This window comes from Halovenus rubra, assembly GCF_026586665.1.
Classification (GTDB): domain Archaea; phylum Halobacteriota; class Halobacteria; order Halobacteriales; family Haloarculaceae; genus Halovenus; species Halovenus rubra.
In genome coordinates, this window is sequence record NZ_JAODIY010000016.1 from 1 (window position 1) to 26,634 (window position 26,634).

The window sequence follows — 26,634 nt, forward strand, 5'->3', positions numbered from 1 at the left end:
CCTCTCGGCCTTCCACGGGTCGGAACCCTCTGCCAGCAACAGCGAAACTTAGCTGGTATTCCCATGCCGGGAAGCCGCGCCGTTCACGGCGCGGAGGATGTCACTATGCCACCTATTCGGCTCCCTCGTCGTTATGTCCACTGCAGTACCTGTGTGTTGATTGTCCACAATCTTCATATATTCGGGATTAAACGTTCCAGTATAGATGGACCGTGAAGATTCTGACATACGGGATGACTTCCCAGTATTAGACCGGCGCGTCAACGGCTCACAGCTGACATATCTCGATAACGCTGCGACGACACAGACACCAAAACAGGTGTACGGGGTTTACGAGGATTTTTACAGCCAGTACAACGCAAATATCCACCGCGGCATCCACGACCTGAGCCACGAAGCATCAGTCGCCTACGAGAAAGCACACGACAAGGCAGCCGCGTTTCTCGGGGCCAGTGGCGGCCGCACCGAGATGGTCTTCACCAAGAACACGACCGAAAGCATCAATCTCGTCGCCTATGGCCTTGGCCTGAAAGAACTCGGTCCCGACGATGTCATCGTCACAACGGAGATGGAGCACCACGCTACGCTTGTCACGTGGCAACAGATTGCCGAGAAGACTGGCGCAGATATCCGGTACATCGAGGTGACTGACGACGGCCACCTCGATATGGACCACGCCGACCAGATAATCGACGAGCAGACAGCGATTGTTGTCGTCGCACATGTCTCGAATGTCCTCGGTACCATCAATCCCATCACAGAGCTAGCAGCGTTAGCTCACGACAACGATGCATACATTCTCGCTGATGGGGCGCAGTCGGCACCAACCCGGCCCGTTGATGTTGAGTCACTAGATGTGGACTTTTTTACTTTTTCTGGACACAAGATGGCTGGCCCGACTGGAATCGGTGGACTCTACGGCAAAAAACACCTGCTTGAGGAGATGGACCCATTCCTCTATGGTGGCGAGATGATTGACCATGTCTCACTTCAAAACGCGACCTGGAACGACCTGCCATGGAAATTCGAGGCTGGAACCCCACCGATTGCTGAAGGCATCGCGCTCGGTGAGGCTATCGATTACCTCGAAGATATCGGGATGGACACTGTCCGACGCCACGAAAACGAGTTGGCCCAGTACGCGTTGGACGCGCTTGAAACGCGGGAGTATATCGAAACCTACGGGCCATCATCAGGAACGGAACGAACTGGTCTCGTCTCGTTCAACGTCGACGGGATTCACGGCCACGATGTATCCTCGCTTTTGAACGCACAGGGGATTGCTGTCCGAGCCGGCGACCACTGTACACAGCCCCTCCACGACACGCTTGACATCCCCGGTTCGGTTCGTGCGTCGTTTTACGTTTACAACACAACCGCTGAGATTGACACACTACTTGATACGCTTGATGGTCTCAGAGATACCCTTCCCGACTATCTAGCATCTGACCGCTATCATGACAGTATCGCCAAGCACCACCACGAACCATACAATAGTGGTCTCGTCGAGGAGGCGACGTTTACCATCTCGCACCAAGAGATGACCTGTGGCGACGAAGCAGAGTTTGCAGTTCAGGTAACACCCGACGGCCGAATTGCGGACCTATCATTTGAAACTCAAAGCTGTGCGGTCAGCCGGGCTGTCTCGAGTATTCTGGCGACACATCTCGAAGGTAAACGGCTTGACACCGTTGTCAAACAGGACGACATTATTCAGCGTTTGCTTGACGACCAGTTCCCCGACCTACGCCATGACTGTGTTGTCGGTCCCGAAGACGTGATTCAAGAGGGTATCGGTGACTTTCTTGATAGGCGAACAGAAACAACAGCGGACGACTGAGCAGGTCGTCTTTGCCCAGACGATGTATGCATTCTCACCACGGGCGTCGCTTTCCTAAAAGAGTACCTAGAAATCTCGTAACTGTGACTGGATACCGGCAACCAAATTTGACTTGCGACGAAGCGTCGACAGCGAAACTGGCAGTTGAGGGGCCAGTGTCCGGACTGCGTCGTGAAACGTCTCAGCTGTCGCGGGGTCGGCCTCGAAGGCATGTCTGATACCTTCACGAATTTGCCAGACACCGACCGGTGCCCAGTAGGCGTCGCTGGCGTGACGGATGACCAGACAGGTTGCCTGTCGGTCCATCTCTTCGAGTTGTTCGAGCACCGCGAGTCGGGAGGCGTGATATGCGCCGGCAGTTTCCTCGACGTAGCCTGTCCGACCGTCGTAGCTCTCGGCATCGGCAGCTAGGTAGTAGTCGCCGTCGGGGTTGGGGTTCCAGATACTCCCGGGGGCTTTCAACTCCACCAGCTCGTACTCCCAGTTGCCCGGCGCGAGAATCACCCAGTACTCATTACCGACGTACTCGTTGTAGTAGACCTGTACTTCGCCGACGCTACGAGCGTTCCGGATCGAACCCCGGAGGTACTGTCCGATGGTATCGTCGACAGCGGTAATCGACCATCGCGTCGGGACGAGACGGCGGTTCTGTCCCTGACCAAGCGCACCGGCAGAGAGAATATTGTTGATGTCGTAGACATCGAACCCGCGCCGGTAGAGGTATGTCATTGCCCCTTCAGCGGCCCAATCGTCGTCTTCGAGCGTCTTCTCGACAGGCCGTGGGACCGATGGGTTCTCGGCGAGCGTCGCGTCTGTCGCACGCGCTCGTGGGCCAGTCGGTGTGGCGATGTCGTCCAGCGATAGGTCAAGCTCGGGTGAACCGTCGAGACCCACCTCCACGTCGACGGGCTGGTCGGCGATAGCGACCTCGCGTTGGACTCCAACAAAGCCATCCCATACGTCCTCGACGTTTACCTGCGCCGAGCGCGTCGAGTTAAGCAGGCCTGTCCGGCGCTGAAGTATATCATTGATACCCAACCCTTGCTGGTACCAGTCACCGCTGGTCGCGTACGCTGTCGCGTCGGCCTCACGGTCCATTGGAGAGAGCAGACCGGTTGATACGTTGGGGTAACTCGACCGTCCAACAAAGATTTCCGGCGCAGTCGACCCGTAGAGTGAGTCTCCCTGTACGACCTGCTCAAACTGCCGTTCTACGTCATCAAGATGGTCGGTAATCTCGTAGGACTTTTGTTGGGCGAGGCGGCGGCGCTGGGCGGACTCGTCACGCTCGAACTCGTCGATGAACTCCTCCAGACGCATCCAGACTGGCGTTGGTGGGTCACCCGTATGAATCTACTGTCCAGTGACCGAACTGCTCTGTCGTTTGCAGAAGTAGGTCGGCCAATCTGTCGTCGACACGCGTAACGCGATGGCTCTACTGCAAACATATCTCTAAATAGAGTTATCCGACTAGTAAAGAGATTACTGTATGCCATATTTCGACATATATATACTCCGATATTAACTGATATGTAGCCCCTCGATTAGCTAACGAATGTAATGTGGGTACCGTACCAATTGTCGAAGTCGAACAACAGAACACAAACATGGCTCGTTCTGACTGCTGCGGTGGCACTGGCAGTCACGTTTCTTTTTATTACCGCGTCCGGTGCTGTCGTCGCTGATGGGACAGCCCCCACTCACGATAGTATCTCGGAGGTGAACAGCTCTGTCGGCGTTGATACCGGAACGAACCTCACCATTCTCCAGTACAACGATATCCAGACGGCAATGGCTGACAACGAGTCGATGGCACGCCTCGTCGGTGCAATCAACGACCGGAAGGCGGCGACCGATAACCCCACTATCGTCGTTGGTGGCGGCGACGAAGTCAGCCCGAGTTCGCTCTCGGCAGTGTCTGAGTGGCAGGTTCCCATCGACGTGATGAACGTCTTGAACCCGGCCGCCGAGGTCATTGGAAACCACGACCTCGACTATGGCTTCGAACCGGTCAAGAACTTCACTGAGGCATCTAACTTCCCGTGGCTCGTTGCAAACATCCAAGCTGAAGATGGAAGCAACATTCCAGGCACACAAGATTACACGACTGTCGAGCGTGATGGCGTCAAAATCGGCATTCTCGGACTCGTCGATGACGCGATTGATCCGAAAACAGCGGTCGACTTTGCGGAACAAGGATATGAGGTTACGGACTGGTCACAGGCTGGCAGTGAGGTTGCCACCACACTCGAAAAAGAGGAGAACGTCGATGTCGTCGTTGCGCTCACACACACTGGCGTCCCTGAGTCAAAAGAGATTGCGAACAACACGGACAATATCGATGTGATTGTCACCGGTGACGACGAGGTACTTCACGAACCGGCAGTCACCTCTGGGACAGTCATCATCGAAGCGGGCGGCGAAGCGACCCATCTCGGTGAACTCTCGCTCAGTGTTACTGACGAACAGGTCGGATTCAACGGTGGCCGTCTCTACAATCTCGAAGAAGGGGATTGGTCGATGAACGAATCGGCCGACCAAGCGGTTCAGGCAGGTCGGACAGAAGGGCTTACGACAGTCGCTGGCGAAACGACGGAACCGCTAGACTCCACGTTTGGAAACTATGCCGATGACACTGGTTGGGGACGAATTATTGGAGATGCGTTCCTCGCACAGACCGGTGCTGATGTCGCGATGACAAACGCGGGCGGTATCCGGGGTAACTTCATGCTTGAAGCGGGCGAACTCACTTATGACGACATCTACACCTCGTTGCCATTTGGCAACACACTTGTGACAAAGAAGATGTCCGGGAGCGAGATTGTGGAGTACCTCTCTCGAACGGCAGCACCGTTCGACTCTGATTTTGGTGTCCAGCCCGAACTGCAGGTCGCCGGGCTCACCTACGAAGTTGTCGACCGACCAGACCCCCCACAAAAAATAAAAGATGTCCATGTTCACGGTGAACCAATCGAGATGGACAAATCCTACGAGGTGACGGTCAACTCGTACATGGCTGGCGGTCCAATGCTCTCGGAACTGGAGACGGTGAATAACGACCTGACACTGTATGGCACTGCGGCGGTCAACTACATAGAGGAGCAAGGAACGGTCACACCACCACAAGAAGATCGTATTCGGCGAACGACCCGAGCGTTCGGTGAGCCAACAATTTCGCTTGACGGTGAGACTGCAACACTCGAATACGACGTGCCCGCAGCCGTCGACTCAATCGAAGAGCAGTCGCTCACGCTCATGAACGAGACGACGGGACAGCTCGCGGTCGACGCTGTCGAGTTTGATGGGGACAGCCTCCGGTTGTCTGTCAATCAGAGATCACTTATTTCGCTTTCCGAGCAGAGTGACACAGTCCAGCTGTACGGAACATACACTGACTCTGAGATTGACAGCCAACGTAATGGATTCAATATGTCCCGGCTCAACGCTGATGCGATGGTCTCACAAGCAGTCCGTCTAAAAGATGAACTCGAGACAGTCAACACCGAACTTGAGGACACGCAAAGCGAACTGTCGGATACCAAGGCAGAACTTGACGAGGCCCAAGCAAAAATTGACGAAAAGAACGACGAAATTTCGGGGCTCAAGTCTACGCTCAGCGAGAAAGAAGACCGGATAGACGAACTCGAAAATGCCAACGCTGATAGTTCCGATTCGGATGGGCCAGGATTTACGCTCCTGATTGCAGTCGGCGCAGTTGTCAGTCTTGCTCTGGTCGGTACACGCCGACAAGCGTAGCGTGTCGCTGACACAATACCGAAAAAACAGCCGGGATTGTGTCGTGTTTACAGGTAACAACCAATTCGGGATTGCTCGTCTTGTTCTGACAAGTACTGGCGCCCGGTTTGCTAGACCTATACAGTACTGGGCCACGTCAGTCAGCACGTATGAGCTACGACGGTCCGACTGACCTGTACATCGACGGCGAGTGGACAAGCGAGCAAGAGGCCGAACAAATTGACTCGGTTGACCCGGCGACAGAGGATGTGTATGCGTCGGTGGCTGCAGCGGACGAAACGGACGTAGATGTGGCGGTACAGGCCGCCCAGGATGCGGTTACACCCGGCAGCGAGTGGCGGACAATGGCACCGTCAGAGCGCGCATCTATCCTGCACGATTTTACCGACGCGCTCGAATCCTGGCGTGACGAGATTACGCTCGCAGAAGCCCGCGACAACGGCAAGACCCAGTTCGAGGCAAAACTCGAACATGGGATGGTCGTCGACACGTTCCGCTACTACGCTGGTTGGGCTGACAAAGTTGAGGGAAGCCAGATTCCTGTCGAAGGAAATCGACTCGATTACACCCTCCGCGAACCTGTCGGCGTGACAGGCCACATTGTGCCATGGAACTACCCCTTCCAGCTCGCGGGTCGCTCCATCGCACCGGCGCTTGCCTGCGGGAACAGCCTCGTCATCAAACCCTCTAGCCAGACGCCACTCTCGGCTCTCTACTACGCGAAGGCGGCCGAGAAAGCGGGTCTTCCTGACGGCGTCATAAACGTTCTGCCCGGGCGAGGGAGTGTCGCCGGAAACGCGCTCGCTGAACACGAGGGTGTCGACCATCTCACCTTCACTGGGAGCACTGAAATCGGAACGAATATCGGGGCCACAGCCGGCGAGCAGGTTACAAACGTCACACTCGAATTGGGTGGCAAAGGACCACAGGTAGTCTTCCCGGATGCTGACCTCGAAGCCGCTGCACAAGGTGTCCGCTACGGTATCTTTATGAACTGTGGACAGATGTGCTGGGCCGGGTCACGGCTTGTCGTCCATGAGGACATTCACGATGACCTTGTTGACATGGTTGTCGACCATGCCGAATCGATTCCACTCGGTGACGGCATCACAGACAGTGCACAGATGGGACCGATGGTCAGTGATTCTCAGCGCAAGGAGGTCTTAGAATACATCGAGACCGGCAAAAATGAAGGGGCAACCGTTGCAACTGGTGGCGGCGTCCCCAACGACAAGGATGAAGGCTACTTTGTCGAGCCAACGGTGTTCACTGACGTGACCAACGACATGACAATCGCCCGCGAGGAGATTTTCGGGCCGGTTCTGTCGGTTATCGAGGTTAGCGACGAAGCGGAGGCGCTCGAAGTCGCAAACGACTCGCCGTACGGACTGATGGCGTGTGTCTGGACGGACAGCCTATCTCGCGCTCACGAGTTCGCACGTGATCTTGAATACGGGATGGTCAACGTCAACGAGACGCCAAATACGTTCCCACAGACACCGTTTGGTGGTGTCAAAGAAAGCGGTACCGGTCGCGAGCAGGGCAAATACGCCATCGAAGAGTACACACGAGTCAAAAACGTTAACGTGAACCTCCAGTAAGGCTCACGGCGTCTGGTGTACTCTCACAGATAGACGTCGTAGAGCCACTTGACGCCAAAATAGCAAAACCACGTCATGTAGATGGTCAGGATAATCAACCACGCAGTGAACTTGACAAGTGGGTCAGGGTAGACGACATAAGCAAAGACGAGAAGCAGTATCGTCGCACCCAGAGAAAGCCCGTCAAGTCGGTCGAATGTGGGTGTCTCCATTGTACTCGACGCTTCGACTCAAGCAGTATGAAGGGCCTGATTTCATCCAGCAACAAGCCATTTGACAGTAGTGTGGTGTGTGACGGTGGGCTGACCGATAACACGGGTACGTGTAATTCGTTGCCCGACTGAACGCTCGTCGTGTCACCTGATTCTCAGTCTCATAATACGAACGAAGCAGATTTAATTACGCACGAACCAAAAGAAAGCTAGTGAGACAGTATGCGCCGTCGTGAAGCACTTGCCGGACTCGGCTCGCTCGGTGTGTTTGGTGCGGGCGCAGCCTTTGCGTTTGGGGATTTGGGCTTGTCCGGGAACGAAGAGCGTGTCGAATCGGTCGAACTCCCACAGATCGACGCGCCCGGAAGTACCGCCGACACAGCAGTTGTGCCTGAGTCGGGTCGGGTCACATACGTGACGATGTTTGCAACGTGGTGTAGCACCTGCAAGGCCAAAATGGACCCGCTAAACGAGGCGGCACGAAACGTCGCCGACACCGTACAGTTCATCTCAGTCACGAACGAGGCCATCGGACAAACGGTCCAGCCGGCAGATGTGGCAGAGTGGTGGCGCGAGCACGACGGGAATTGGCCGGTCGCCTACGACGAAGACCTTGCATTGACACAGGCGCTCGATGCCTCGGGTGTCCCATACTCTGCCGTTATCGACGCCAACAACCGCGTGACGTCGACAGAATTAGGCTACAGCGACGCCGAGGCAATCCTCAATCATATCGAGGACGCTAAGTAGCCCCATCGAAACCAATGTCAGTCACAGCACAGGCAGGCTTTGCGTTTGGCGTCGGCGTCACAGCCTTTTTTTCGCCGTGTGTCTTCGCACTTTTACCGGGATACATTGGCTACTATGTGGCATCTGTCGACAGCGACTCACCGCCGCTATCGGGCGCATTTGCCCGCGGTGGTGCAGCAAGTCTCGGTGCTGTTGTGGCGTTTGCTTTCCTTTCTGTCATCGCGTTCGCTGCTGGCGAACTGCTCGAACAGGCGATTCCGGTTTTCGAGTATCTCGTTGCAGTCTTACTTGTCGGCCTCGGCATTCTTGTATTCAGGAAGGGGGCACTCTCGCTGACGGTCCCCCTTCCCAAACGACGCGCCAGCGTGCTCGGGTTCGGTATCTTTGGCGCAATGTATGCCCTTGCTTCGACAGCCTGTGTTCTCCCGTTATTTCTCTCTGTTAGTGTTCTTTCCTTTGAGTTCGCCGCCGTGGGAACCGCTATTGTGCTTGGAGCGTATGCGGCTGGGTTTGCATCGCTCATGCTCGCTGCGACGGTGATAACAGCAGTCGGTCGACAGGCCCTACTTGATACCGCGGTCGCACGCACTGCGGTCATGACGAAAGTTGCGGGTATTGTGCTCGTCCTTGCCGGTCTTGCCCAGTTGGCTATTGCCTACAGCGTCGAACCAGCAGAAACAATTCCGTTCTAGCAATGGCCCCACCCACACGCTGGTTATTGATTTCGAGTACGGGATTAGGGTTCTGCAATGACCATCAGCCTGTTGGAGTCACGCTTTAGCTGGGTGCCATCGACACCACCGTAGAGATGGACATCGCCGAACCCTGCCCGCTCAAGAAGTTGTCGGAGTTCCGCCGGTGCGTACACACGCAGGTCCCATTTGACCTCACCGAGAAACTCGTACCCATCCCCGTCTTGTTCGAAGAGAGCGAATTTCGTCTCCATGCGGCCCGTCGTCGGGCAGTACTCGTTCCGTTCGACAGAGAGAATGTCCTCATCAAATCCGGCACTCGACTCGCTGTAGTTCCCGAGAACGAACTCCTTGTTCGAGAGTTCCATCACGAGCGCCCCGTCCTCAGCAACGCAGTTACGAAACCCTGCGGCCACCGCCTCGTTGGTTTCTTCATCGAAGTAGCCAAACGCCGTCCACATGTTCGTCACGAGATCATACGTACCCTCTAAGGAATCCAGCTCCCGCATGTCTCCGACTTCGACAGTCACACTGTCGGCCACACCGTTTTTTTCGGCACGCTCGCGAGCCGACTCAACGTATGGCGTAGAAATATCAATGCCACGGACAGTAAGCCCTCGTGTGGCGAACTCGACGGTGTGTCTGCCGATGCCACAGGCGACATCGAGCGCTGTCTCGGGTTGAATATCATGTTCAGTTAGCACGTCGAGTAACTCCTCGACCTCCTCGTTTGCTTCTTCGACGCGACTGTGCATCGTCCGCTCAAAAACAGACGCATGCTCGACGAACATCTCCTCGGTCCAGTGTGTCATATTACACGACACGACAAGAGAAGAATTAAATTTTGCTTCGATGTGTCAACAAACCTCTCGGATTTTTGAGCTAACTGACTATATCTACACCCGTCACGCAAAAACAGGCACCAGTGAGTGTATAATCGGCGTCATCAACAGTGTGGGGTGTGTCCGTTGGGTGCCGTTCGATATTAATATTCCAGCCGTGGGCATCGATGATTTCTTTTACTATCGCGAGACCGTAACCCGTCCCACCTTTCGCGCCTGTGACGCCAAAATCGAAGAGTTCGTCTTTCAGATCGTCGGGTATCCCAGGGCCGTTGTCAGCGATATAGAACCCATCATCGAGTGACCCAACCTCAATAACAGTATTCTTGCCGGCATGAGTGTCGGCGTTTTTAAACAGGTTCTCGAAGACGTGCCGGAGACGTTCTGGTGATGTCTGTACGGTTGGGGGGTCGTTAACGACCAACTCTGTGTTCTCTGTTGCAACACTGTTCCACCACCCTTCGACTGCTTGGTTGAGGTCAACTGACTCTCGTTCTCCAATCTGTTCGTCTTGTTTAGTAAGTATCAACGTCTCCTCGACAATAGACTCTATCCGGTCGTGTGCGTCTTTGATATCTTCGAGATGGGGGTTGTCACTATCGTCCATCGCCAGTTCGAGACGCAACTGGGCTACGTTGAGTGGATTCCGCAGGTCATGAGAGACGATGCGTGCAAACTGTTCAAGCCGTTCGTTTTTCTCTTTGAGCTTGCTCTCGTGGTCTTTTTGTTCGGTAATATCACGAAAATATACTGAGAGACCGTCGTCAGTTGGATAGATACGTGCCTGCACCCATGTATTTTGCTTGAGTCCTGAGCGTCCCTCAATAACTTGTCTCTCTCCTGTAGCAAGCCCTTCCCGATAGGCATCATAGAACGTCGTGTTTCCAGACTGCATCAAATCTTTATCGTACTGCTCACCTAGTATCTCTTCGCGTGATAAGCCGATAAACGACGCTGCGCTCTCGTTGACCGCTATAAACTCCAACTCTTCGTTGAGTCTGACATACCCATCGAACAACCGGTCGAGCATCTGCTTTCGACGATGTTTTTCATCATCGTAACGCTTCTGTGCCCTGTACTCTGCGACGACGGTTTCGATACGGTTTGCCAGTATCGTGTACTGTTGTGTCGTTCCCTTCCGAACACAGTCGGTTACCCCAGCTGAGAACGCATCACCCACAATCTCGTTGAGCGCGGTATCAGTAAAGAAAAGATATGGCACCTCGACGCCCTCACCACGCAGTTCTCGAACAAAGCCAAATCTACCGTTATCAGACAGCCCATATTCGGAGACGAGACAGTTGACAGATGCCGTTCCAAGAACGTCCCAGGCTTTGGCGGTACTTGTTACGGTCCGGATGTTAAACTGCTCTTTGTCTTCTTCCAGATTTTTCCGTATCTCTGTCAATATCTGCGTGTCTCCGTCGATACAGAGAACTTCGATCAACTTAGACACTTGTTAACATATGATTGTGGTTGTATATATTATTGGTGGTCGTGTTATTTTTATTGAAATTGTGATTAAATGTCGTTATCCTCAAAAATATCTTCAGTTCAACGTACAGACTCCTGTACTAGTCGTTCCGATTGTAGCCTAGTGCCCACCAGTAACTAAATGAGCGTCGGTCGGGTCAAAGCTGACTGTGACGGTTTCGTCCAGTTCGGTGTCGGCGCGGACGAGGAGTTCTTGCTCGTGCCAGTCGAGGTGAAGCCGAGTTGTCCAGCCAAGGAACTCACTGCTCTGGACGGTTGTTGCCAGTTGGTTTACCCCGCTTTCAAGAGAGAACTGCTCTGGACGGACACAGAAAACAACGTCATCTCTGGGCGAGATGTCTCGGGATGTTTCTACGGTCACGTCGGTCGTTTCGAGATCAACGGTAAGCGTATCACCTGCCGTGTCTGTGACAGTTCCTGAGAATACGTTGTTATCACCGATGAACTCGGCAACGAAGCGAGTCGCCGGTTCGTGGTAGACCGCACGAGGCGTCCCGACCTGTTCGACCTGTCCGTCCTGCATTACTGCAACTCTATCAGAGACGGCAAGTGCTTCCTCCTGGTCGTGGGTTACATAAACTGTGGTGATACCCAGTTCTTCTTGAAGTGCCTGTATTTCGACGCGCAGGCGTTCACGAAGGCGGGCATCGAGTGCGCTCATTGGCTCGTCAAGCAAAAGTAGGTCAGGACCGGGGGCCAGTGCTCGTGCAATCGCCACGCGCTGTCGCTGTCCGCCTGAAAGAGCCGTCGGGTCGCGCTCCTCGAATCCGTCAAGCCCCACGAGGCTGAGCAGTTCGGTGACACGTTCAGACTTACTCACATTGCCCGGTGGCTCTTGGAATTTGAGTCCGTAGGCGACGTTTTCGGCCACCGTCATGTGGGGAAACAGTGCATAGTTTTGGAAGACGACACCAATATCTCTTGACTCAGGTGGAGCGCCCGACACGTCCTCACCATGAAGGCGTACAACCCCCTCGCTTGGGGATTCGAAGCCGCCTAGCAACCGGAGTGTCGTTGTCTTTCCACACCCTGAGGGACCGACAAGTGTGAAAAATTCACCTTCTTGAACAGAAAAGGTAAGCTCTTCGACAGCAGTTGCTGTGGCGTACTGCTTGGTAATTCCTTCGAACGAAACAATTGGCTCAGAGGCCACGGTGTTCACCTCCGAGACGATCGATGACAACGAAACTGGCGCTGGTGACCAACAGTAAGACAACACCCATTGCGGTTGCTGGTCCGAGCCGACGGCCGATGAACCGTTCGATTGCAATTGGCATGGTGAACTGGTCGGTTCCGGTAGCGAGGATAACCGTCGAGGAGAACTCGCCAATAGAGATGGCGAAGGCAAACGCTGCGCCGGCGACCACACCCGGCCAGACAAGTGGCAACTCGATATCGAGCAACGCGCGGGTACGTGATGCTCCCAGTGCCCGTGCTGACTCGACAAGCTGTTCATCGAGGTTTTCAAGCCCTGGCGCAACAGTTCGAACGACGAACGGATAGCCAGCAACTGCATGGGCTGCGACGATGGCAAGCGCGCCGCCGACAGCGATGCGTGTCTCGCCAAGCTCAACGCCGAAGACCAGCCCCCGGAGCACACCGATCCCGACGATGACGCCTGAGACAGAAAGTGGTGCCATTGCGGCAGCATCGACTACTTTCCGTCCTCGGAAGTCGCGGGTCGTTAGCACGGCAACGACGACGCCAACAGGCAGCGCAACCGCGAGCGAGCCGAGGCCAAAAAGCAGCGAGTTTCTGACAGCGGGCCAGGGTTGAACTTGGAACGCCGCGCCCTCTGCCTGCCGTTCAAGCAGGAACTGATAGTTCGAAAAAGTGAAGCCACCAGCATCGGTGAAACTCGCCACAATCATGCTGACAAGTGGGAGAACGAACACAACGAACGCAACCAGCGCGTACACTGCCAGTCCAGCGCGTGGCAGTAGAGAGCGCGCTGACAACGACGGTGGGCGGAGCGGTTTTCGCGAGAGTGGCTGAGCACCACGAGAATCCATTGACTGTCGTGCCTCATAGCGGAGGTAGGCATAGAGTATCGACAGTGAGATAGCGAGCTCGATAATCGCAAGCCCGGCCGCCTCAGCGTAATCAAGGTCTTGAACGAGTCGGTAGACGAACACTTCAACAGTCGCAAATTTGAACCCACCGAGTGCGAGAACAATGGGGAAGGTGCCAAAGGTAAACACAAATGTCAGCGCTGCGCCCATCAACACTGCGGGGTATAGCTGTGGGGCAACGACATCGCGGAACGCACGAAATGGGCTTGCACCGAGACTCCGCGCTGTTTCGACTGCACTCGCGTCAACAGATTCCCAGGCAGCAGTCGTAATTCGGGCGACGAGCGGTGCGTTGTAGAACGCGTGGGCGATTACGATCGCTTTGAGAGTGAACATAAAATCGAGTGTCGGGAGCCCAATCGCGCTAAGAGCGCTGTTGAGCGGCCCGCTCTCGCCAAACGTTGCGACAAATCCCACGCCGACCATAATCGAGGGGAGAACAAAGGGGAGGATGGTCAGCGAACGAAGGGTTCGGCGGCCAGGAAACTCGTATCGTGCGAGGAGATACGCGGCAGGCACACCCAGAACGACACTCACAACGGTCGAGAGAAACGCCTGATAGGCGGTGAAGCCGACAATACCCAGCCGACGGTCCGACGAGAGTAAGTCACTGGCAACTGCCAACGGGGACTCGCCGCTAAACAGCCGGGCGAGTTCACCAAAATAAAATGGGTCCTGCAAAATTTCGACAAAGACACTCAGAGTCGCCTGTCCGTCGACGACCACAGCCTCGATAAACACCGTCGCGACAGGATAATAAAAAACGACAATTAAGAGCACAAGCGTCCCGAGGCCAAACGCTGTGAACGCCCAGCGGTCGACGGTATCGCGGAGATGTGCCCCGGCCGAACGGAGGCGCTGTCTCTGCTGTGTGCGCTCGTCGGCCCCGTTGTGTTCGTCTGAATCCATCGCGACGGCTCCTCACTCAGTTACTGATGAACTGGCGTTCCCAGGCCTCAATCCAGTCCTCGAGTGAGCCTTGTAGCTGTTCGTAGCTGAGTGTCACTGGATTCGATGGTTCTTTGGCGAGTTTGTTGTACCCGTCGGGCAGTGTGGCATCATCAGTTGCCGGGAAAGCCACGTTTTGCTTGGCAATTTCGCCCTGTATATCTGGCTGAAGCACGAACGACATGAACTCTCGTGCCAAGCCCGGGTCGTCAGCCCCGTTGAAGATTGTCATGCCTTCTGGATTGGCGTACCCTTCGTCGTTGAGGAATTGAATCTGGTGTTTTGCGAGGTCGTCTCCAGCCTGCTCAGCAAACACTTGGTCTGTGGAGTAGGAGACAACCATCGGTGCTTCGCCCTCCTCCCAGGCGGTGTACGCATCACTCCACGACCCGAGTATCTGGACGCCATTATCCTGCAAGTCAGACCAGAAATCAAGGTAGCTATCTTCCCCAAAGTGATCGATTGTGTGCAACAAGAACGCTCGGCCGGTCGTCGAAGTTCCCGGATTCTGTGCGATGAGCGACCCCTTGTACTTCTCGTCGAGCAGCCCCTCGAAGGTTTCCGGAGCCTCCATCTGCGTGCTGTCATAGACCGGACTCACATAGCCCGTGTCGAATGGGAGTGCTCGACCACTCGGGTCGAAGCTGAGCCCGTCACGGATGTTGTCAGAACCGGGAATCTCGCCGGCCTCGATGAACAGCGAATCGTCGAGTTTCTCGTCGATTCGGACGAGCTCATCGGTATTTATCCCCACATACAGGTCTGCATCGATACTGACGCCTTGACTCTGGCGTTCGATATAGTGATTAATTTCGTTTTCCGGGGCCTCCCACTCGATTGTGGCGTCGTACTCCGACTCGAACTGCTCTTTTAGCCACCCACCTGGACTAATCGAAGGCGCATCGAGGAACGCACTGTACGTTCCAATTGTCAGCGTCGGAGCCTCGCCGTCAGTTGTCGACCCGCTGTCTTCGGTCTCCTCATCGGTGCCCTCCGGCGTCGCCGTTTCGTTGTCTTCTGGTGTCGCCTCAGGGGTAGCAGTCTCACTGCTCTCTGGCGTTCCGTTGTCGCCACCGTCTTCTGAGTCATCGCCATCACCAATACATCCCGCAACAGCCGCGACAGCACCGGTTCCCAGCGCTGTAAGCACTCTCCGTCGTCTCATTACCGCGTGATAACTGCCAGTGGTACATAAGGGGCGTGGTCCATGAATCCGTCAACAGATGTGAGTGTCTCGCTACTGCCTGTATTCGATATATATTTTTGTAGACAGCCAACTTATCATAGACGTAGTCCTACAGCGTATCGGGTTTCAGCGACCGACATACAGTACTTTAGCTCACTATCGCCGTCACGGTTGTCGAGTTCTCACTGTCCAGCCACGCATTGTGTTTTACAGTCGCTGTATCGACGTTTCAGCACTCCCTCCAACCGATGTCTGCTATCACAATAAGCGAGTCGAGGGCTGCATCTCTTCTTGTGGCTGGCTGAATACGACAGCACCCGCCGCTGGCGACGGTCTTAGAATGTGCCTTGGAGTTTTTTGAACTGGTCGGGGTCGTGGCCGTAGATAACCGTCGCATCGGTTCGTCGCTCGCGGTCTTTGAGTTTGCGCCGACTCTCAGCCCAGGCCTGTGAGTCATAGACAAGGCTTGTCCCCATTTCGCGGCCCTGTTCGTAGTTCTCAGCGAGGAACGCCTCGTCTCCCGCAATCAGTACGTCTTTGTTCTCACGCTGGATGTGTGCACCGAGTATTCCTGGCGTATGTCCGGGGAGATGGATGAGCTCGACGCCCGGAACCAGCTGACGGTCCCCATGGACAACCTGCCAGTTCAGGTCGTGGTCGAAATCACTCGGGAGGTAGGAGTCGTCACCAGCGCTCGTTTTCGCGCTGAGGTATGCGTGCTCGATTTCTCGCTTGTGAACGTACACTGGCACGTCTGTTCCAGCGAAGTGATACAGGCCGCCGGCGTGGTCAAGATGCAGGTGTGACTGCACGACGGCGTCAATATCACTCCGACTGTAACCAACATCGCCAAGTGCTGTTTCGAGATCGCGTTCGTCAGCATCCACGTGTGCGAACGCTTCGAACAGCGGCGCGGGCCACGCGGATTCGGCCTCAGGATTGGAGCCAGTATCCCAGAGAATCGTCGCCTCCGGATGGTCGATAACAAGATTCCAGACCGCATACTCCTCGTATGCGAGTTCAGGTGACTGATTACTCTTGGTTGCTGCCACCTCGGCGTCAAGCGCGAAGTTCAGGTCTGCCTGTATCGTCCCTCTATCGAGCAGGTGTAACTCCATACATAACAGTCCGAACGCCAGGCTGGTAGGGCTACCGGTCAGTAGGGTTAGTCGTCCGTCGACGTGTCACGTCCAAGCCGGTGAGACAACAGATACGCACCCGTCCCAACACCGGTGAGCGCGGCACCGATACCGAATCCCGGCCCGTTATCATCTGTACTGTCTGGCTCGGGAGTCGATGTCGCTGTTTCGTTGTCAGCCGAGGGTGTGTCTTCGTCACCAAGTGTCGTGCTCTTGACCGAAATTGTTCCCTCAGTACTGTTTTCTCCCGTCTGGACCGTGAACGAATGTGTCCCAACAGGGATATCTGCGGCTGGCAGTCCCTCGAAAACAACCTGTGTTGACTCGCCCGGTTTGAGTTGTGTTTCGGTATGTTCGAAGCTGTCGCCGTTGACTAGAAGCGAAACCCTCTGTGTTGCCGTCTCTTCTCCAGTATTCTCGACTGTCACTTCGATATCGAACGTTTCGTCAGCAGCGACCGAAAGCTGGCTTGTCGATGTTTCAGCAATATCGAACACGTTTGGGAGTTGTACGTGGGGCACCGGTGCTTTGTCTGAACGTGACTGCCAGTGCTCCTGGAAATTGAATGCTGTCATGTGTTCAGTAGCGGCCGTGCCGACGAACTTATCGCTTTCAATGCCAGTAATCGTCTTCGACTCGACAGTCACGTCACCATCTCCGGCTTCGATGCGACCGACCGGATCGTGGTCAGTTTCGTCGACGTTCCAGTAGCCACGACGGAGTTCTGCTGTCGCCTCGTCACCGAGGAACTCCCAGCCAAGGAGACCCACAAGCGCACCAACTGCAGACTCACCGGTCGTTGAGACAACGGTATATGAGTCGGCTACGACGGTCCCAGCCGCGGCCCAGCCGATAAGGCCGCCGACCCGAGAGGTGCCTGTTACAGCGCCGTGCGTCGAGCAGACTCCGACTTCCCCATGGTTCTCACCAATGAGGCCGCCGACGCTTTCTTCACCTTCGACACTGTTTTTGGCGACGGTACCAAACAGTTCCCCCCAACATTCTCCGACAACTCCGCCGATATTTGTCTCGCCTGTAACGGTGCCGTCAGCCGTACACCCAGCGACTCTGCCGGACATATCACCGACGAGGCCGCCGACGCGGACTGTCCCCGAAACAGCAACGTCAGTCTCAGAGCGCTCAACGTAATTATACGACTTACCGACCACGCCACCAACGTCAGTATCTCCGTCGACAGTTCCGGAGACGGTACTGTTGATAACGTTCCCATTTGAGGTACCCACGAGGCCACCCACGGCGTTTGTTCCTGTTACCTCGACTGTCGCTTCGATCTCAGCCACAATACCTTCTGTCGTCCCAGCGATACCGCCGACAGCTTCCTCACCGGTAACGGTCCCGTCAGCCACAACTTTACCGATACCACCGTTGCCCGACTGTGCGACGATACCCGCACTTTTACCGGCGACTGTGGCATCTGTGATGACGACATCGGCGACAACGCCATTGTTGATAAAGAATAGACCGGCACCTCGCTCGTCGGGCCGGTTTATTGTTAAGCCTGCAATTTCGTTGCCGTTTCCTCGTAATACACCGGTGAAAGTGGCCGCGCTCCCGTCTGATTCTTGGTCGTCCGACCCTTCGGTATCGTCACTGTCACTGCTAGTCTCCGTGCCACTTTCTTCGTCTGCACTTTCACCCGAGTTCTCGGTGCCGTCAGCTGCAGTCTCTGTTGTATCGGTCGCCTCGCGAAAGAGTGGGTCGAATCCTGCGCCGTCGTTCCAGTCCGCTGTGACGGACGCATCGATGTCGTTCCCGAGTTCGTACTGTGCCGAGAGGTCGCCGTTTATTGCCTGTAACTCGACGATGTCAGTGATTATGTAGGGGTTTTCCTCGGAGCCATCTCCGTCCATCGCCGCCAGAATATCTGCATACTCATCTTCGGCAGGAGCTTCGGTCGCCTGCCGGCCTTTTGATGCACCTGCGTTGCTTGACAGACCGATACCAGCGAGACTCGCACCAGCTGCCTGCAAAAACCGCCGCCGACCGAACGCGAAACTATCGCCGCTCATGGTTGTTACCAGTCGGTCAAACGGCGGTCCGTATCTGTCTTGTGACTTCGCGATCAGTACAGGCTCTCGATACGTTCGTCGTAGGCACGCTGTAGCCGTTGGGTCAGTGGCCCAACCTCAAACGACTGGGAATCGAGAGCAATGACAGGCCGCACCTCCCACGTTGAGTTGGTAAGAAAAACCTCGGTTGCTGACGTGATATCCGAACGCTGGTATCGCCCTGTCTCTACCGGAATCCCCTCTTGGCGTGCGATATCGAGCACTTCGTCACGGGTAACGCCTGGCAACAGCGGGAGGTCAGCCGTCGGTGTACAGAGCGTTCCGTCGCGGACAAAAAAGCAGTTACTCGTTGCTCCTTCCGTCACATAACCGTCTGTCGAGTACAACAGCGCCTCGTCACCCTCACTCTCGCGACGGGCAAGAATCCCGTTCAGATAATTATGTGTCTTTGCGTTCGCGGGCACGGCGCTGTCTGGAATCCGACGTGTCTCGACTGTCTCCACTGTCGCCGGCTCGCTCCAGACTGGTTTGCCGTCCACGCCGCCACGGGGAAGCTCCGAAACCATCACAACAATCGTCGGATCGACGGAGCTGTTGGGGGCTAACTTTCCAGGTTGAACGCCCCGTGTCACGGAGAGTTTCGTGTATGCATCTGTCAGGCCATTTGCCGTAACTGTCTCGACAATACGCTCGTGAAGGTCTTCTCTCCCGGGCAACGCATCGGCAAACCCAAGTGTTTCGCAAGTGCGCCTGAGCCGGTCGGCATGCCGTTTCCATGCAAACGGCCGGCCAGCGTACACCCGGAGGGTCTCAAACGCAGCATCGCCGTACATAAATCCGCGGTCGCGGACGCTGACAGTTGCCTCCTCAACTGGGACAAGAGTGCCGTCGACGTGATAGTAGTCAGCCATCCTGCTCACTCTCGGGCGTGGGTTTGATATCCGGGTTCGCAACGGTCTGGACGGCTACCTCAGGAACGTACTGGGCGAGGAAGTTCCGGATAAGTGCCAGACCAACATCCGTGAGAATACTCTCAGGGTGGAACTGCACGCCGACGTGGGGCTGGTGCTCGTGTCGAACGCCCATTACGACACCTGCCTCGTCGGTTGTTTGTGCAGTTTCGATGAGGCAGTCAGGAAGAGATGACCGCTCGACTGCAAGCGAATGATAGCGGCCAACATCGAACTCTGACCGAAGCGTCGCAAAGATACCCTGTTCGTCATGCATGATTGTCGACGGTTTCCCGTGGACAACAGACTCGGCGTGCCCAACTGGCGCGCCATTGGCGGCACACAGTGCCTGATGGCCCAGACAGACTCCCAGCGTTGGGTAGGCCCGTTCCCGGAACAGCGGGAGCGAGACGCCAGCGTCCTCAGGAGTTCCCGGCCCAGGTGAGACGACAACTGCATCCGGATTAAGAGCGTCAATATCCGACAGCGTAACTGCGTCGTTACGGCGGACAACAACCTCGCCGCCACTGCTCTTGGTGACCTCGCCGACGTACTGAACAAGATTGTAGACAAACGAATCGTAGTTGTCGATGACGAGTACCTTCATCTGTTGTATCGTGGCCCTATTTCGGCGCTCATTGCTTGACCGACATGCTTGCTTGTTCTCCGAGTGCCTGGTCGATTGCTGTCACAAGTGCTCGTCCCTTGTCGAGGGTTTCTTCGTACTCCTGTTCAGGTACCGAGTCATGCACGATACCTGCCCCGACACGCAGGAAGTACTCGTCTTCCCACCGCGCGAGAGTACGAATGATGATGTTCAGCGTCGCCCGGTCGTCGAACCCGAAGATGCCGATTGACCCCGTGTATGGGCCACGCCGAGTTGCTTCGAGTTCGTCAATTATCTCCATTGTCCGTGGTTTGGGCGCGCCAGTGATAGTCCCGCCGGGAAAGACGGCAGCGATGGCATCTTTCAGTACTGACTCCGGCCGAAGCTGCCCTTCAATAAGCGAAACAAGATGCATCACCTCGGAGTAGCGGTCGACCCGCCGATATTCGGTTACGTCGACACTCCCGAACGCACAGACTTTCCCGAGGTCGTTCCGTTCGAGGTCAACCAGCATCGCATGCTCTGCACGCTCTTTTTCGTCGGTCAGCAAATCCTGTTCTAACTGCGCATCTTCTGTCTCGTTTTCACCGCGTGGACGGGTCCCCGCAATCGGTTCGGTCACGAGTCTGTCACCGTCGCGTTCAAGCAGTAGTTCCGGGCTTGCACTTACTAGGTCGACACCGGAGAACTCCAACAGGCCTGAATAGGGGGCAGGATTCACCTCGCGAAGTGCGTCGAATGCCGCGACTGGATGGACGGTTGCTGGCGCGTGTAGTCGTTGGGAGATATTCGCCTGAAACGTGTCTCCATCCCGGATATACTCTCTGACGCGACGGACGCGTTCGGCAAACTCCGAGTTAGAACAATCGTTTTCGAACTCGACGGTTGTCGCTTCAACCGAAGGTGATTCAACGTCTGGATTCCCGTCGAGTGCTCGGCGAGCGAGATCCAGTGCCTGCTCACGGCCACGTTCGTAGGCCGTCTGGCACGCTGTCTCGTCTGCAGGCGTTTCGACCCGCGGACAGGACGTGACACGGAGTGTCACGCTACCGTCGTGTGGTTCTTCCCACGCAGCCATTGTCTCGTAGGTGGCGACTTGGAGTCGGGGCAGTCTGCGGTCCAGTTTCGTATTCTCAGGGAGCGTTTCAAGCTCCCGGACAATATCGTACGAGAGCCAGCCAATCACTCCACAGGGGTAGGGAACGTCACAGTCTCCACGGACAAGCGTTTCATCGGCAAGTATCGACTCAAGAGTTTCAAGCGAATCAGTCGCTTCGGGGCCAGCTGTCCTGACAGTCGTGGCGTCGACTCCAAAATAGCCCCAGCCGGACTGACCACCGGTGGTTTCGAGATACGCACTTTCTTTTGATGTCCGTGCGCGGCGGTAGGCATCGAACGGGTCAGAAACCGTGACGCGTACCTCGACAGGAACGCGCGCACCTGCCGGCACGTCGCTCGCGGCCGAGAGAAACGTAGTTTGGTCGGTCCAGACCGTCGGTTCCATATTCTCACAACGACAAGGAGAAGTAACCGTTTTGCGGTTTATCTGTTTCTTGCCCGCTTTATCCACTCTTTAGCGCGACCCTCGGAGGTTTGAGCCGCTTTGGCGACCGTCTCAGCATCACTCTCGGCCAATGTTGGGACAGCTCCGAGACCGTTTGAATCGAGTCGTTCAGAGTAGGTTGGACCAATACCTTTAATATTTTCAACAGATTCGCTGTTTTCAGTAACGCCGTCATCGACTGGGTGTTCACCGGCGGCATCGCTCGCAGGCGTTGCAGCCGTCGGATTCGTCTCGGATGGCGCTTTGTCTGTCGGTTCGGGCTCGCGCTCGACTGTTACATCCGTCTCTTTGTGTGTGGACGGACCTGTTTCGGGTTCGGACTCCGATTTGTCCGAGAGCCCCACAACTTGTTTGATTTTTTGTATCAGGCTCTTGGCGCTCATATCACCCCCTAAGTAGGGTGGTTACTTAATTGTACGCGGACTGGTATGCGAATTGTTCCCATCCGTTTGCCACGCTGTCTGACCATCGGGACGTGTCGTTATCTATCCTAGTTACAGTGCTCCTCTCAGTGCGTCGTTCATCGCTTCGACTGGTGGGTCGCAATCGGTCCAAAATTCGAAGGCTTCCACTCCCTGGTACAACAACATCCACGCACCGTCGACAGTCGTCGCACCTGCCGCCTTCGCGTCTTCTAAGAGGCGCGTCGAGAGTGGGGAATACACTGCATCCAGTACAGCAAGGTCTGCGTGTAGGGCATTTGCCGGTACCGGCGAGCGGTCCTCTTCCATCCCCACACTCGTCGCGTTGACTAATACATCTGCATCCTCGAGGAGGGATGGCAGTCCATCCAGCGACGATGGGCTGACACTGCTGGCCACCGCTGTTTCGTTTATGTCGGCGGCCAGTTTTTGTGCGCGTTTGACTGTCCGGTTGGCGATATCGACACTCATTCCTTCGTCTGCAAGGCCGAACGCGACTGCCCGGCCCGCGCCGCCTGCACCGATAACGACAGCGTTGCCGTCAAGTGTCACATCGTGATGGGCAAGCGCGCGGACCGCCCCGATAGCGTCGGTATTGTGTCCTGTTGGCGGCTCAGTCGTGAAATCGATGGTGTTGACGGCACCAATCTGTGCGGCGAGTGGCGTTGGTTCAACTGCCGACAGTACGTCTTGTTTGAACGGCACCGTAACGTTCAACCCCGCAACACCGAGTGTCTCTGCGCTCGTGATAGCGTCAGTTGCCCCATCTGTTGGCGGTTCGAAGGTGACGTACCGAGCATCACGGTCGAGTGCCTCGTATGCTGCCTCATGCATTGGCGGGGACAACGAGTGCTCGACAGGGTTGCCGATGAGTCCGTAAACATCCATATCTGGTTCTCGGTGCCGACTAACATACGTGCTATGCACGCAGTGCGTTTTTTGCCGACGAGCAAGTTTGGGGGGACATGCTTGCCTTGCTTTCAGATACCCACAGCCACGAAGACATAGAGCTGACCGATTCGGTTGCCGAGACACTTTCGTCGGCCTCAATCGTTGCACATGCCGGTGACCTCACGACACAAACCGTCCTCAACCAGTTCGAAGAGAGAGCCGAGCGCTTTGTCGCGGTTTCGGGCAACAGCGACAACGCGACCGTTACAGAGCGGTTGCCGGACTGGAAGACGTTCACCTATGAAGGGTATCGATTTCTGGTGACACACGGACATCACCACAATAGCACGTCACTCTCGTTGCTCGCTCGTCAAGAGGAGGCTGATGTCGTCGTGGTGGGCCATACACACAGAGCAGAACTCAGGGATAAAGAGGATCTGCTTGTCATTAACCCAGGGAGCCACGCCGACCCGCGTGGAAGGGAAGCGACGATGGCCACCGTGACGCACACTGGGGTGGGATTGTGCGCCCAGATTCAGACCATCGAGGGACAGCCACGAGAGAGGGTAAATCTATAAGGCTCCGGTAAAGCGCTGTCAGGGTGGGGGTGTTTGGGGGGTTCGGGAAGAGGGCCGAAACGGGTCAGCGCGTCTTACAATTAGATTGGGCATATAAAATATCCGACGGAGAGTCAAAGAGAAATTTAAGCTACGACCCAGGGACCGACGCCATTTTGCCGTTCGGCAGCAAATAGCCATCTGTGACAGCGGTCGACGACTGGGAACAAAACCTCGCGGCGACTGGCGAACTCACACCTGAGTTAGTCGACCGTATTGTTGGACTCCATGGTGACCGCGCACAGCGAGCGATTGAAGCTATCAGCGAAAACCGAGTCAAAGACTACCGCGATTTTACTGTCGTCGTTGGCCACGAGGGAGAGTATATCATCGAGAACGACACCTGCACCTGCAAGGATGCCAAATACAATCTCGACCCGAACGACCCCACAGAACTCTGTTGGCATGCTATTGCTGTACGACTCGCACGTGCGCTTGACGAAACCGACGAACACGACATGTGGTACTCTGACGTTCGGGATTTTCTGTGACCGTGTGCGTAACTCCCATAGGAGATGTGCAACGAAACGCTTACAATCACCACTCCGGGAAATGTATGTACGGGACCGTGGGGTAGCTTGGTATCCTCCGGGCCTTGGGTGCCCGCAACCCCGGTTCAAATCCGGGCGGTCCCACTCCCTTAAATACTTAGCAGCTGTTTTTGCTGGTTCTGAGGTGGCACCATGAGCAGAGCCACCACGGACTTCGACCCGTCCGAGTTGCCGCCGCCCATCTGCCGGTACTGTGGCTACGAAATCAGAGAACAGGACCAGACCTGTACGGCGCTCGAAGACGGGGTGTGCTCGCCATGAGCACAATCGAGTGGTCCGCGGACACCGAGCCCGTCGACGAGCGCATCGGCGAGACCGACGAGCAGCCTACTCCACCCTTCCCCGTCCGTTGGTACCGTTGGTTTCGATTACCCGGCAATGCATAGGTGTGGCACAACTTTCACGGATTCCAACGATTAGCTGTAAGTATGCAGTCCCAGCGTTCGACAAACGAGTACCCGCAAGTGCAGTCGGCTCCCGAGTCCCCGAGGGAGAGCGTCAATAGCTGCTTGAAACCCGGTCAGCGGTCGGCGTCGGCTGATGATTCGCGTTGAGGTCTCCAGAGAGATACCGCTGACCCGGCTCGGTCAGTTCATACGATTCGTACCCAGTGAGAGCGACTAGCCCGGCTTAGTGCAGGCACTCTCATTGTTCCCGAACGTGACCGGCTGAAACTTTCTTGAAGACCTTGCTGGAAATCAATGACGTAACGAAGTTCGTAGGCCTCGATTCCTGTCTACGGAACTGTCACGGCGACAGAGTTCGAATCTTCCTGTTCCTCCACCGACCCCGCCTCGATGAGCAAGTCCAGAATGTCGAGTTCCTGCTGGAGAGACTCGTCACCGACCGCCGCTATTTCGGACTCGAAGTACTCGACCAACGTGGCGAACCGGTCAGCGTAGGCGGGAGACACTTGGAGGTCCTCCGACTGGCGCTCCCACTGGCCGAGGTACGGGTTCTCCTTGCTCTCGATTCCTCCCTCGGGAGCGTCAGGGCTTTCGCCCTCGATGTTCCCCCGCTCGTAGGCAATCCAGTTCTGTGAGAGCTCAACGTACCGTGACAGCGCCACAGCCTTGCGGATGCCATTGTTCTGGAAGTACTCCGGTTCCCGGTCAGCGAACTCGACGGTTTCGGTCGTCGTGTGGTCTTCGCCGGCCCCGGTTTCGTAGGAGGTCTGCAGTTCGACGGCATCCCCGGTTCCGCTATCGTTGAGCTTGAGCAGGACGACACCGCCTTTCGTCCGGTTGCCCTCGGTCCGCGACGGGAACAGGGTCTTCACGTGCATGATGTTGCCGTCGAGCGCACCGTCTGAGGCGGTTCCGTACACCTGTTCGACTTTGTATCCCTCAGTTTCGACCGACAGTGAGAGGTTGAACACGAGGGGGTTGACCATGTAATCGAACCCCTCGTCCATGCGTTCCTGGAACTGCGCCGCGGATTGCACCGAGTAGTAGTTCGCGCCGCGCGTGTCCGTGATGGTGTCAACCAAATCCGCGTTGAAATCGACGCCGACACCGACGAACGTCGAGTGGATATCGTCCTCCGCATGGTCGCTGAGCTGGTCGCCGAGGTGCTCGCTGCTGGTCCCTCCCTGATTGGGCATCGCGTCGGTAACGTAGATGACGCGGGTCTCTCGCTCGGAATCGTCAGCGTACTCGCTCACCATCTCTTCGGCTTCCTGCATTCCTGCGTCGAGGTTCGTCCCGCCGTAGGCAGACATACTCTCCACGTTCTCGTGTAGCTCCGACATATCGCGTTCGTCGACCCGTTGCATTGGGGCGACTGCCCTTGCACCGTCGTTGAACGACACGACGCCGACTCGGTCGGGCCCGTCTAGCTGGCCCACCAGCGTTTTGACTGCATTCACTGCAGCTCCCATCTTCTGGCGCTCCTCTGTCTCGACGCGCTCGCCATCGTCATCGTAGTAATAGGAGTTAAACGGGTCACCCATCGACCCCGACGTGTCGACGACGACTACCAGGTTCAGGTCGTCACGCTCGAACTCTGATTTCTCGATGCCGGAGTTGAGCCCGACTGTAAGGTACTGCTCGGCTTCGCCCGAGAGCGGGTCAGCCGACACTGCCTGGCTGTAGCTCGGACAGAACAACTCCTCACAGCGCTCCGTCGCGCCAGTGTCGAAGTAATACTCCTTGAACGCACCCTCGGCTGTCACGTCGGCCGCGAGGGGCAAATACCCCTCCTCGACGTTGTCCCTGAAGTTGTTGATATCACTCGCACCACCGACCGAATAGCCGAGTTGGCCGTCGTTGCCCGACGCTGCGCCATCCGTTCCATCGCCGCCCGCATCGCTGCCGTCCGACCCGTCGGTCCCAGCTTGCTTGTCGATTCCATCGTCACCGCCGAGGGGTGAACCGAGACAGCCGGCAGTCAGCACCAGCACAGCGACCAAGACAATTAGTAACACGGTACGCATAGTTGTGACATCGATAGAGCTGTTATTAAACACAAA

Annotated in this window: 23 protein-coding genes and 1 tRNA gene; 9 read left to right on the plus strand and 15 right to left on the minus strand. The window is 56.0% G+C overall.

The window, feature by feature from the left end:
- Positions 1 to 205 precede the first annotated feature (205 nt).
- Positions 206 to 1,840, plus strand: coding sequence for a SufS family cysteine desulfurase (locus N5098_RS14210; RefSeq protein ID WP_368408029.1), 1,635 nt, complete (start codon positions 206 to 208; stop codon positions 1,838 to 1,840).
- A gap of 66 nt (positions 1,841 to 1,906) precedes the next feature.
- On the opposite strand, the gene nreA is transcribed toward N5098_RS14210, so the two are convergent.
- Positions 1,907 to 3,160 carry a DNA repair protein NreA gene (nreA, locus tag N5098_RS14220; RefSeq protein WP_267638544.1) on the minus strand — a complete coding sequence of 418 codons (1,254 nt, stop codon included), beginning with the start codon at positions 3,158 to 3,160 and terminating at the stop codon, positions 1,907 to 1,909.
- 240 nt (positions 3,161 to 3,400) lie between these two features.
- Here nreA and N5098_RS14225 point away from each other — a divergent pair, with 240 nt between their 5' ends.
- Both N5098_RS14225 and N5098_RS14230 read left to right on the plus strand, forming a co-directional pair.
- Positions 3,401 to 5,596: a 5'-nucleotidase C-terminal domain-containing protein gene (locus N5098_RS14225; protein ID WP_267638545.1), complete on the plus strand. Its 2,196-nt coding sequence runs from the start codon at positions 3,401 to 3,403 to the stop codon at positions 5,594 to 5,596.
- A 149-nt stretch (positions 5,597 to 5,745) separates the two neighbouring features.
- The gene (locus N5098_RS14230; RefSeq protein WP_267638546.1) at positions 5,746 to 7,197 is read left to right on the plus strand and encodes an aldehyde dehydrogenase family protein; all 1,452 of its coding nucleotides are present in this window, start codon (positions 5,746 to 5,748) and stop codon (positions 7,195 to 7,197) included.
- 23 nt (positions 7,198 to 7,220) lie between these two features.
- Here N5098_RS14230 and N5098_RS14235 read toward each other — a convergent pair whose 3' ends face one another.
- On the minus strand, positions 7,221 to 7,409 hold the full coding sequence (locus N5098_RS14235; RefSeq protein WP_267638547.1) for a hypothetical protein: 189 nt from the start codon (positions 7,407 to 7,409) through the stop codon (positions 7,221 to 7,223).
- A 222-nt stretch (positions 7,410 to 7,631) separates the two neighbouring features.
- Here N5098_RS14235 and N5098_RS14240 point away from each other — a divergent pair, with 222 nt between their 5' ends.
- Both N5098_RS14240 and N5098_RS14245 read left to right on the plus strand, forming a co-directional pair.
- Positions 7,632 to 8,159 (plus strand): TlpA family protein disulfide reductase, encoded by a 528-nt coding sequence (locus N5098_RS14240; RefSeq protein ID WP_267638548.1) that lies wholly within the window; start codon positions 7,632 to 7,634, stop codon positions 8,157 to 8,159.
- A 14-nt stretch (positions 8,160 to 8,173) separates the two neighbouring features.
- Positions 8,174 to 8,851, plus strand: coding sequence for a cytochrome c biogenesis CcdA family protein (locus N5098_RS14245; RefSeq protein WP_267638549.1), 678 nt, complete (start codon positions 8,174 to 8,176; stop codon positions 8,849 to 8,851).
- A gap of 44 nt (positions 8,852 to 8,895) precedes the next feature.
- Here the strand turns inward: N5098_RS14245 and N5098_RS14250 are convergent, their stop codons facing one another.
- The 12 genes from N5098_RS14250 to N5098_RS14305 form a co-directional block, all read right to left on the minus strand.
- On the minus strand, positions 8,896 to 9,663 hold the full coding sequence (locus N5098_RS14250) for a class I SAM-dependent methyltransferase (RefSeq protein WP_267638551.1): 768 nt from the start codon (positions 9,661 to 9,663) through the stop codon (positions 8,896 to 8,898).
- A gap of 70 nt (positions 9,664 to 9,733) precedes the next feature.
- Positions 9,734 to 11,149, minus strand: a complete 1,416-nt coding sequence (locus N5098_RS14255) for an ATP-binding protein (RefSeq protein WP_267638552.1) — start codon at positions 11,147 to 11,149, stop codon at positions 9,734 to 9,736.
- Between the two features lie 138 nt (positions 11,150 to 11,287).
- Positions 11,288 to 12,349: an ABC transporter ATP-binding protein gene (locus tag N5098_RS14260; RefSeq protein WP_382231165.1), complete on the minus strand. Its 1,062-nt coding sequence runs from the start codon at positions 12,347 to 12,349 to the stop codon at positions 11,288 to 11,290.
- Entirely contained in the window at positions 12,330 to 14,168 is a 1,839-nt protein-coding gene (locus N5098_RS14265; RefSeq protein ID WP_267638555.1) for an ABC transporter permease, read from the minus strand. The genes N5098_RS14260 and N5098_RS14265 overlap by 20 nt, the downstream gene beginning before the upstream one ends.
- A gap of 16 nt (positions 14,169 to 14,184) precedes the next feature.
- Entirely contained in the window at positions 14,185 to 15,372 is a 1,188-nt protein-coding gene (locus N5098_RS14270) for a thiamine ABC transporter substrate-binding protein (protein WP_267638556.1), read from the minus strand.
- 356 nt (positions 15,373 to 15,728) lie between these two features.
- Positions 15,729 to 16,511: an N-acyl homoserine lactonase family protein gene (locus tag N5098_RS14275; RefSeq protein ID WP_267638557.1), complete on the minus strand. Its 783-nt coding sequence runs from the start codon at positions 16,509 to 16,511 to the stop codon at positions 15,729 to 15,731.
- 47 nt (positions 16,512 to 16,558) lie between these two features.
- Positions 16,559 to 18,562: a PGF-CTERM sorting domain-containing protein gene (locus N5098_RS14280; RefSeq protein WP_267638558.1), complete on the minus strand. Its 2,004-nt coding sequence runs from the start codon at positions 18,560 to 18,562 to the stop codon at positions 16,559 to 16,561.
- A gap of 53 nt (positions 18,563 to 18,615) precedes the next feature.
- A complete protein-coding gene (locus N5098_RS14285) occupies positions 18,616 to 19,473 on the minus strand; it encodes an aminotransferase class IV (protein ID WP_267638559.1) in 858 nt (285 codons plus the stop codon).
- Complete coding sequence (locus N5098_RS14290; RefSeq protein WP_267638560.1) at positions 19,466 to 20,119, minus strand: anthranilate synthase component II; 654 nt, start codon at positions 20,117 to 20,119, stop codon at positions 19,466 to 19,468. The genes N5098_RS14285 and N5098_RS14290 overlap by 8 nt, the downstream gene beginning before the upstream one ends.
- 28 nt (positions 20,120 to 20,147) lie before the next feature.
- Positions 20,148 to 21,623 carry an aminodeoxychorismate synthase, component I gene (gene pabB / locus N5098_RS14295; RefSeq protein WP_267638561.1) on the minus strand — a complete coding sequence of 492 codons (1,476 nt, stop codon included), beginning with the start codon at positions 21,621 to 21,623 and terminating at the stop codon, positions 20,148 to 20,150.
- 38 nt (positions 21,624 to 21,661) lie between these two features.
- A complete protein-coding gene (locus N5098_RS14300) occupies positions 21,662 to 22,066 on the minus strand; it encodes a helix-hairpin-helix domain-containing protein (protein WP_267638562.1) in 405 nt (134 codons plus the stop codon).
- Positions 22,067 to 22,177: 111 nt separating this feature from the next.
- Positions 22,178 to 22,993, minus strand: a complete 816-nt coding sequence (locus N5098_RS14305) for a shikimate dehydrogenase (protein WP_267638563.1) — start codon at positions 22,991 to 22,993, stop codon at positions 22,178 to 22,180.
- Between the two features lie 77 nt (positions 22,994 to 23,070).
- Between N5098_RS14305 and N5098_RS14310 the strand changes: the two genes are divergently transcribed.
- The 4 genes from N5098_RS14310 (at position 23,071) to N5098_RS14325 (ending at position 24,425) form a co-directional block, all read left to right on the plus strand.
- Positions 23,071 to 23,574 (plus strand): metallophosphoesterase, encoded by a 504-nt coding sequence (locus N5098_RS14310; protein ID WP_267638564.1) that lies wholly within the window; start codon positions 23,071 to 23,073, stop codon positions 23,572 to 23,574.
- Between the two features lie 182 nt (positions 23,575 to 23,756).
- Positions 23,757 to 24,104 (plus strand): hypothetical protein, encoded by a 348-nt coding sequence (locus N5098_RS14315; protein ID WP_267638565.1) that lies wholly within the window; start codon positions 23,757 to 23,759, stop codon positions 24,102 to 24,104.
- Positions 24,105 to 24,175: 71 nt separating this feature from the next.
- Positions 24,176 to 24,248, plus strand: a tRNA-Pro gene (locus N5098_RS14320).
- 48 nt (positions 24,249 to 24,296) lie between these two features.
- Positions 24,297 to 24,425 (plus strand): hypothetical protein, encoded by a 129-nt coding sequence (locus tag N5098_RS14325; RefSeq protein WP_267638566.1) that lies wholly within the window; start codon positions 24,297 to 24,299, stop codon positions 24,423 to 24,425.
- A gap of 475 nt (positions 24,426 to 24,900) precedes the next feature.
- Here N5098_RS14325 and N5098_RS14330 read toward each other — a convergent pair whose 3' ends face one another.
- Positions 24,901 to 26,598: a vWA domain-containing protein gene (locus N5098_RS14330; protein ID WP_267638567.1), complete on the minus strand. Its 1,698-nt coding sequence runs from the start codon at positions 26,596 to 26,598 to the stop codon at positions 24,901 to 24,903.
- Positions 26,599 to 26,634 lie beyond the last annotated feature (36 nt).

What these genes read in the sequence shown, in the direction of transcription:
- N5098_RS14225 (WP_267638545.1), top strand. Translation starts at nt 3,401, where the DNA reads ATGTGGGTACCGTACCAATTGTCGAAGTCGAACAACAGAACACAAACA.
- N5098_RS14230 (WP_267638546.1), top strand. Translation starts at nt 5,746, where the DNA reads ATGAGCTACGACGGTCCGACTGACCTGTACATCGACGGCGAGTGGACA.
- N5098_RS14235 (WP_267638547.1), bottom strand. Translation starts at nt 7,409, where the DNA reads ATGGAGACACCCACATTCGACCGACTTGACGGGCTTTCTCTGGGTGCG.
- N5098_RS14250 (WP_267638551.1), bottom strand. Translation starts at nt 9,663, where the DNA reads ATGACACACTGGACCGAGGAGATGTTCGTCGAGCATGCGTCTGTTTTT.
- N5098_RS14290 (WP_267638560.1), bottom strand. Translation starts at nt 20,119, where the DNA reads ATGAAGGTACTCGTCATCGACAACTACGATTCGTTTGTCTACAATCTT.
- N5098_RS14330 (WP_267638567.1), bottom strand. Translation starts at nt 26,598, where the DNA reads ATGCGTACCGTGTTACTAATTGTCTTGGTCGCTGTGCTGGTGCTGACT.
- pabB (WP_267638561.1), bottom strand. Translation starts at nt 21,623, where the DNA reads ATGGAACCGACGGTCTGGACCGACCAAACTACGTTTCTCTCGGCCGCG.
- N5098_RS14285 (WP_267638559.1), bottom strand. Translation starts at nt 19,473, where the DNA reads ATGGCTGACTACTATCACGTCGACGGCACTCTTGTCCCAGTTGAGGAG.
- N5098_RS14265 (WP_267638555.1), bottom strand. Translation starts at nt 14,168, where the DNA reads ATGGATTCAGACGAACACAACGGGGCCGACGAGCGCACACAGCAGAGA.
- N5098_RS14310 (WP_267638564.1), top strand. Translation starts at nt 23,071, where the DNA reads ATGCTTGCCTTGCTTTCAGATACCCACAGCCACGAAGACATAGAGCTG.
- N5098_RS14240 (WP_267638548.1), top strand. Translation starts at nt 7,632, where the DNA reads ATGCGCCGTCGTGAAGCACTTGCCGGACTCGGCTCGCTCGGTGTGTTT.
- N5098_RS14245 (WP_267638549.1), top strand. Translation starts at nt 8,174, where the DNA reads ATGTCAGTCACAGCACAGGCAGGCTTTGCGTTTGGCGTCGGCGTCACA.
- N5098_RS14325 (WP_267638566.1), top strand. Translation starts at nt 24,297, where the DNA reads ATGAGCAGAGCCACCACGGACTTCGACCCGTCCGAGTTGCCGCCGCCC.
- N5098_RS14300 (WP_267638562.1), bottom strand. Translation starts at nt 22,066, where the DNA reads ATGAGCGCCAAGAGCCTGATACAAAAAATCAAACAAGTTGTGGGGCTC.
- N5098_RS14305 (WP_267638563.1), bottom strand. Translation starts at nt 22,993, where the DNA reads ATGGATGTTTACGGACTCATCGGCAACCCTGTCGAGCACTCGTTGTCC.
- N5098_RS14270 (WP_267638556.1), bottom strand. Translation starts at nt 15,372, where the DNA reads ATGAGACGACGGAGAGTGCTTACAGCGCTGGGAACCGGTGCTGTCGCG.
- nreA (WP_267638544.1), bottom strand. Translation starts at nt 3,160, where the DNA reads ATGCGTCTGGAGGAGTTCATCGACGAGTTCGAGCGTGACGAGTCCGCC.
- N5098_RS14280 (WP_267638558.1), bottom strand. Translation starts at nt 18,562, where the DNA reads ATGAGCGGCGATAGTTTCGCGTTCGGTCGGCGGCGGTTTTTGCAGGCA.
- N5098_RS14275 (WP_267638557.1), bottom strand. Translation starts at nt 16,511, where the DNA reads ATGGAGTTACACCTGCTCGATAGAGGGACGATACAGGCAGACCTGAAC.
- N5098_RS14210 (WP_368408029.1), top strand. Translation starts at nt 206, where the DNA reads ATGGACCGTGAAGATTCTGACATACGGGATGACTTCCCAGTATTAGAC.